General features: G+C 56.7%; 5 protein-coding genes. All 5 read left to right on the top strand.

All coding sequences use genetic code 11. From position 1 onward, the window contains the following. Window positions 1-194: 194 nt before the first annotated feature. The 5 genes from hisB (at window position 195) to ACEQ15_RS00245 (ending at window position 6,503) form a co-directional block, all read left to right on the top strand. Window positions 195-788, top strand: a complete 594-nt coding sequence (gene hisB / locus ACEQ15_RS00225) for an imidazoleglycerol-phosphate dehydratase HisB (RefSeq protein ID WP_370276920.1) — start codon at window positions 195-197, stop codon at window positions 786-788. Window positions 789-791: 3 nt separating this feature from the next. Then, window positions 792-1,433, top strand: coding sequence for an imidazole glycerol phosphate synthase subunit HisH (gene hisH / locus ACEQ15_RS00230; RefSeq protein ID WP_370276921.1), 642 nt, complete (start codon window positions 792-794; stop codon window positions 1,431-1,433). An 86-nt stretch (window positions 1,434-1,519) separates the two neighbouring features. Next, the gene (gene hisF, locus ACEQ15_RS00235; RefSeq protein WP_282352132.1) at window positions 1,520-2,293 is read left to right on the top strand and encodes an imidazole glycerol phosphate synthase subunit HisF; all 774 of its coding nucleotides are present in this window, start codon (window positions 1,520-1,522) and stop codon (window positions 2,291-2,293) included. A 108-nt stretch (window positions 2,294-2,401) separates the two neighbouring features. Then, entirely contained in the window at window positions 2,402-3,433 is a 1,032-nt protein-coding gene (locus tag ACEQ15_RS00240) for an efflux RND transporter periplasmic adaptor subunit (RefSeq protein WP_370276922.1), read from the top strand. Next, on the top strand, window positions 3,411-6,503 hold the full coding sequence (locus tag ACEQ15_RS00245) for an efflux RND transporter permease subunit (protein ID WP_370276923.1): 3,093 nt from the start codon (window positions 3,411-3,413) through the stop codon (window positions 6,501-6,503). Before ACEQ15_RS00240 ends, ACEQ15_RS00245 begins: the two co-directional genes overlap by 23 nt. Window positions 6,504-6,527: the final 24 nt, after the last annotated feature.

Genomic DNA, 6,527 nt, shown 5'->3' on the forward strand with positions numbered 1-6,527 from the left:
ATGTTAAACAGAAGTACCGGGGCTGTCATGCCCAAGGCTTCGCCTGACTCTGGTACTGTGACGTTTATGCTGAGCTTATATTTCGTACTTAGGTTTCAGCATAGATGCAGAAGATCGGCATTGGCGGGGATTGGTTGTATAATGTCCGTTTTTCACGATTACACTTTCTTTGAACATCCTTGGAGAGCAGCAAAATGGCTGAGCGTCGCGCCACGGTATCCCGTGACACGCTGGAAACCCAGATCACCGTATCCGTCAACCTGGACGGAACCGGCAAATTCAAAGCTGAGACCGGCGTCCCGTTTCTGGAGCATATGATGGACCAGATCGCCCGTCATGGTCTGATTGATCTGGAGATCAACGCCAAGGGTGACACCCATATCGATGATCACCACACCGTGGAAGATATCGGCATTACGCTGGGTCAGGCGTTTAAGCAGGCCGTCGGCGACATGAAAGGTATCGTCCGCTATGGCCACGCTTACGTACCGCTGGATGAAGCGTTGTCCCGCGTGGTGATCGATTTCTCCGGTCGTGCGGGTCTGGATTTCAAAACTGACTTCACCCGCGCCAGCATCGGCCGTTTTGATACCCAGCTGTTCTGGGAGTTCTTCCAGGGCTTCGTAAATCACGCCGGCGTGACCCTGCACATCGACAACATCAAAGGTTTTAACGCGCACCACCAGGCTGAAACCATCTTCAAGGCGTTTGGTCGTGCCCTGCGTATGGCGCTGGAGATCGATAGCCGCGCCGCAAACATGATGCCTTCTACCAAAGGAACTCTGTAAGCGATGGCAACTGTTGCAGTAATTGATTATGGCATGGGCAACCTGCACTCCGTGTCCAAGGCGCTCGAGCACGTGTCGCCTGGCACCGAAGTGATTGTCACTGCCGACCCTGAAAAAGTACGTAATGCCGATCGTGTGATCCTGCCGGGTGTTGGCGCGATCCGCGACTGTATGGCTGAGATCCGCCGTCTGGGTGTGGATAAAGAGGTTGCCGAAGCGATCGCTTCCGGTAAACCGTTCTTGGGTATCTGCGTGGGTTACCAGGCCCTGATGCAGGATTCTGAAGAGAACAATGGCGTGGATTGCCTGGCGCACTTCGACGGTCACGTGAAGTACTTCGGTGATGATCTGACCGAGAACGGTGAACGTCTGAAAGTACCACACATGGGCTGGAACGAGGTTTATCACGACGATCACCCTCTGTGGGAAGGGATCGAAGATGGCAGCCGTTTCTACTTTGTGCACAGCTACTACGTGAAAGCCGATCAGCGTGATCTGGTGTCTGCGACCTGCACCTACGGCCTGGAGTTTGACGTGGCGATCGCACGCGATAACGTCTTCGCGGTGCAGTTCCACCCGGAGAAAAGCTCCAAAGTGGGTCTGCAGCTGCTGCAAAACTTCCTCAACTGGGACGGCAAACGCTAAACCAACGCGGTTTATCGTGTTCTAAATGATTGCGCCGTATTGAATATCTTTTTAGGTCGATCCGGCAACAGAGAATAGGTAATAACATGGCTCTGGCAAAGCGTATTATCCCGTGTCTGGACGTGGAAAACGGTCGCGTCGTGAAGGGTGTACAGTTTGTAGATATCCGCGACGCCGGTGACCCGGTTGAGGTAGCCAAGCGCTACGATGAACAGGGCGCGGACGAGATCACCTTCTTGGATATCACCGCAACCCACGAAGGCCGCGACACAATGGTCCACACTGTGGAAAAAATGGCTTCCCAGGTCTTTATTCCGCTGACTGTAGGCGGCGGTATCCGTACCTGTGACGATATCCGTACCATGCTGAACGCCGGTGCCGATAAGGTGTCCATCAACAGTGCAGCAGTGAAGAACCCTGATTTCGTACGTGAAGCCGCGGAACGTTTCGGTTCCCAGTGCATTGTGGTGGCGATTGATGCCAAGAAAGTCAGCCAGCCGGGCGAAGAAGACAAGTGGGAAATCTTCACCCACGGTGGCCGCAAACCAACCGGTCTGGACGCGGTTGAGTGGGCGAAAAAGATGGTTGCTCTGGGCGCCGGTGAGATCCTGCTGACCTCCATGGACCAGGATGGCGTGAAGAACGGCTATGATATCGGCGTAACCCGCGCGATCAGCGAAGCGGTTAACGTACCGGTCATTGCTTCCGGTGGTGTGGGTAACCTGGACCACCTGGTGGAAGGTTGCATCGAAGGCAAGGCGGATGCGGTATTGGCTGCGTCTATCTTCCACTTCAACGAATACACCGTCCCTGAAGCCAAGCAGTACATGCGTGATAAGGGGATTGAAGTGCGCCTGTAAGCAGCACTTTTAAATTCTGATTAAAACCGCTGTCGGGAAACCGGCCGCGGTTTTTTTGTGTCTGATCTTTGTAGTAGAGTCAAAATCATCTTTACTGAAGGAACAGTTATGAATCCCGGTGCCGTGATCGCCTCATCCCTTCTTTTCCTCCTGACAACATTTTCCGTACAGGCCGCTGCAGTGCGCACGGCGACCGTGGCTGAGCTGGCGTTTGTGGTGGAGGAGAGTGCGCCTGCCACGGTGGTGAGTTACGACCACAGTCTGCTGAGTGCCCAGATTGAAGGGCGGGTGCTGGAGGTGCCGGTGCGGGTGGGTGACAAGGTTAAGCAAGGCCAGGTGCTGGTAAAGCTGGAGTGCAGTGATTATCAGTTGGCTCAATCCCAGGCCTCGTCGACGCTGTCAGCCTTGGATGCAAGGCTGGTATTGGCGCGCCAACAACTGCAACGGGCGGAGAAGCTGGTTAAGCAGCGCAATGCCTCTGAGGAACTGCGTGATCAGCGCCGGGCCGAGTTGCGGGCGTTGCAGGCGGAACGTCGGTCGGCAGTTGCAGCTGTGGATAACGCCAAACTGCGGGTGTCCCGCTGTGATATCAACGCGCCGTTTTCCGGCACGGTAACCGAACGCCCGGCGATGTTGGGCAGTCTGGCATCGGTCGGCACACCACTGGTGAAAGTGCTGAGTGATACACCACCGGAACTCTCCGCACAGGTCCCTCCGGCGCTATTACCCTCCCTGCGGAATACCGAGACCCCCTATTTCTTAAGTGAGCAGGCGCGTTACCCGGTAACGCTGCGCGTTGAGTTGCCGCTGGTGAACTTGATGACCCGTACCCGCGAGGTACGGATGCGCTTTACGGAAACGCCCGCGCTGACCGGTTCCAGTGGTCGCCTGATCTGGCGTAATCGTCAACAACAGATCCCATCCCAGTATGCAGTAAAGCGAGAAGGTGTTTTGGGGTTGATGTTGTGGCGTCAGGGGGTGGCAGAGTTTCTGCCGTTACCCGGGGCGTTGGAAGGTCAGGCGTTGCGGGTAGAGTTACCTGCCGACACCGAATTGATTATCGAAGGGCAGCACGCTGTACAAAGTGGCGATGCGATAGAGCGATTGGAGTCGGCTGATGTTGCAGCGCCTGCTGAATAACCATGTGCTCGCTAACCTGACATTTACGCTGGTGTTGGTGATCGGTTTTATCGCCTACAACTTGCTACCGCGCCAGCAAGACCCGACCATCAACTTCAACTGGATTGCGATCACCACGGTGCTGCCGGGCGCATCGGCGCAGGATGTGGAGCAGCGGGTGACTTTGCCGCTGGAAGATGCGATCCGCAACATTCCGGATATGCGTTTTGTCTCCTCGAACTCTCGCGAGAACGTCTCCAGCCTGCTGGTGCGATTTGAGGATATTGATGACGACACCTTCGACAAACACCTCACCGACCTGCGGCGCGAGATACAGAACGCCGAAAGTGACCTGCCGGAAGCGGCGACTGATCCCTACGTACTGGAGCTGACCACCTCCAGCTCTTTCCCCAGCGCCACCCTGGCGGTCGTTGCCGGACAGGATGACGAAAACCTGCGTGTGCAGGCCCGCAATATCGAAAAAGACCTGGAAAAGCTGAAAGGTGTAGACCGGGTTGATCCTGTTGGGCTGGACGATCCCGAGATTCAGGTTAACTTTGATCCGCAAATGATCCAGATGCTGGGTATCAGTCCGGTACAGCTTGCCGATACGGTACGCCAGTGGTTCCGCGATATCAGCGCTGGTAGCGTTAATGTGGGGCAGGAGTCCTGGTTGGTGCGACTGGCGGGGCGAGATGCCGACCCCGATGTGGTGAAAAAACTGCCTTTGGTGGGGCTCGGTGGTGAAGTGGAGCTGCAGCGCGTTGCCCAGGTGACCTGGGGGCGTGAGAAAGCTCGGCAAGATGCCAGTGTGGATGGGCGTCCGGCGATCGTGATGCCAATCATGAAGAAGGACGATGCCAACACCTTGGAATTGGTGGAACGCATCAAGGTCTACATGGAACAGCGTAATCAGCTGAAGGGTGCGACGGGTGTCGAGCTGGTGCTGATCGACGACCAGACCATCATGACCCAGGAAGCAATTGGCCTGATGCAGAACAACGCCCTGATCGGCTTGACGCTGGTGCTGGCTGTGGCTTGGTTGTTCCTGGGGGCGCGCATCGCATTGCTCACGGCCATCGGTATTCCGTTTATTCTGGCGGGTACTTTCTGGGTGCTTTGGAGCATGGGTGAGACGCTTAACGTTACCGTCCTGTTGGGGGTGGTGATTGTACTGGGGATGTTGGTGGACGATGCGGTGGTTGTGGTGGAGGCGATCTACTACCGTCTGCAGCAGGGTGAGCAACCGATCCACGCGGCGATCGCAGCGCTGCATGAGGTTGGACGACCGGTCACCACGGCGGTGCTGACCACCATGGCAGCTTTTCTGCCGCTGATGTTGCTGCCGGGTATCCTGGGTGACTTTATGCGTGTGATCCCGATGGTGGTGACCATTGCCCTGGCGATCAGTTTGATCGAAGCATTCTGGATGTTGCCTGCCCACGTCGTCGTGGCGAAGATCAGCTTCGATAAGCTGACCCGTTCCCAGCGCCTGCGTGAGAACCTGACCCGCAAGGTGCAGATCTTCTATATCCGTTTCCTGATCCGGGCGATTCGCCGTCCGCTGATCACCCTGCTGCTGGTGCTGCTGTTTTGCGGTTCGGCATTTAGCCTGCTGGCGCTGGGTAAGATCAAGATGGACTACTTTGCGTCCGATCCGCTGCGGATCTTCTATGTGAATATCGAGATGCCGCCGGGTACGCCGCTACAGCAGAGTTTGGAGAAAGGCGAGGAGATCGAGCAGCGCGTGCGCAAGTACCTTAACGGTGAGGATGTGCGTGCGATCACGGTGTATGCCGGGCAGATGTTTACCGAGACCGAACCGTTCTTTGGTGATCATTACGCCCAGGTACTGGTGGGCCTGAAACCAAAAACCGAACAAAACCGTTCAGTGGACGCATTGATCACAGCGATGCGCAGTGATGTCACAGCGGTGCCGGGGCCGATGAATATCTCCTTCCTGCGATTGGCGGGTGGGCCACCCACCTCCAAACCGATCAGTGTGAAGGTGCGGGGGGATGATTATGCCGAGATACGCGCGGCTGCGAACGCGCTTAAAGCCTTCCTGAGTAACCAGCCGGATATCATCGATATCAGCGATGATGCCGGTGGTGGCCGTATGACCCTGAATATGACGCCGGACTACGATGCGATCACCCGCGCCGGGGTGAATCCCCTGGATGTGATGCGGGCCGTGCAGCTGTTGGTGGATGGTGAAGTGGTTGCTGATATGCAGCACGACGGCGAGAAGGTGGAGGTTCGGGTGCGGGCGTTGCCGACGCCGCTGGCAGAGATTGATCAGCTGCTGCAGGCGCAACTGCCAACGCCGGGTGGCGATCTGATTCCGCTGGCGGAACTGGTGAATTACAGCCGCGAAGAGAGCTTGGGTAATATCCGCCACTACAACTTCCGTCGTGCGATCACCGTCGAGGCAGATATCGTCGAGGGAGGCCTGGATACGGTTGCGGCCAACCAGTTGATGCTGGATGAGTGGGATACGGTGTATCAGCAGCGTTTCCCCAATATCGATCTGGATATGAGCGGTGAGCTGGACGACATCCAGGAAAGCCTCGATTCGATCCAGGTGCTGTTCCTATTTGGTCTGGGGCTGATGTACCTGATTCTGGGGACTCAGTTCAGCAGTTATTGGCAGCCGCTGATGATTCTGGTGACGGTGCCAATGGCCTTTACCGGGGTGCTGGTGGGGTTGTTGCTGACCAACAACCCACTCAGCCTGTTTACCCTCTATGGCATCGTGGCGCTGGCGGGGATCGCGGTAAACGCCGCGATTGTGCTGATTTCGGCGGCCAATGCGCGCCTGGATTCCGGTATGAGCCTGCTGCACTCCACCCTGTATGCGGCGCGCCGACGGGTGATCCCCATTCTGATCACCTCACTGACTACCATTGCGGGTCTGTTCTCGCTGGCGACCGGTCTGGGGGGGCACTCGCTAATCTGGGGACCGGTGGCCACAGCGATTGTCAGTGGTCTGGTGTTCTCCACCATCCTGACGCTGATCGTGGTGCCGGTGCTTTATCGCCTGAGCATGGGGCGGGCAGCGCGTGCCAAACAGGCCCGACATCTGAGTTGAATCAAGACAGAAGAAATATTCCGT

The sequence above is a fragment of the Pontibacterium sp. genome, from assembly GCF_964228735.1.
Classification (GTDB): Bacteria; Pseudomonadota; Gammaproteobacteria; order Pseudomonadales; family Balneatricaceae; genus Pontibacterium.